The 528-nt window shown below is 61.6% G+C and carries 1 protein-coding gene; it reads right to left on the reverse strand.

Translation table 11 applies throughout. The annotated features are described in order from the left end of the window. Positions 1-197 precede the first annotated feature (197 nt). On the reverse strand, positions 198-528 hold a 331-nt coding region (gene tnpB, locus M3I56_RS40895), incomplete at its 5' end, for an IS66 family insertion sequence element accessory protein TnpB (protein WP_254358630.1).

Raw genomic sequence — 528 nt, forward strand, 5'->3', positions numbered from 1 at the left:
GCGTAAGCTGGTCGATACGTGTTTGCCGGTACTGCAACTCTCTTTCTTTCTCGGCGATCTCGGCCATCAGCTTCGCGTTCAGTTCGCGTATCTGTTCGGTACTGAGGGCGTCGAGATCGGCAGGTATGTCCATGACGACCAGTCTGCCAGAGCGGCGCCGGACGCAGCAAGGGAAACAGTTTACGTACTTACGGGGCTCAAACCACCGTGATCGCGTGATCCGGCGCGAGAGTGCGCCACGGCAGTCCCATCACCAGGGCCTGAAGCTGTTCAGGGCTCAGCCCCACGCTCACCGCCTGCTCGCCGTTCGTCCAGACGAAGCGCCCCTTGTTAAGCCGCCGAGCGGCAAGCCATATGCCCAGACCATCGTAGACCAGCACCTTCATTCGCGTCGAGTGACGATTGGCAAACAGGTAGGCATGATGGGGCCTTGCCGCGCCGAACACCTTGACCACGCGTGCGAGCAGCGTATCGACGCCAGCGCGCATGTCGACCGGCTCCGTCGCGAGCCAGATGGCATCAATGCGA

It is taken from the genome of Paraburkholderia sp. CNPSo 3281, from assembly GCF_024206515.1.
Taxonomy (GTDB): Bacteria; Pseudomonadota; Gammaproteobacteria; order Burkholderiales; family Burkholderiaceae; genus Paraburkholderia; species Paraburkholderia nodosa.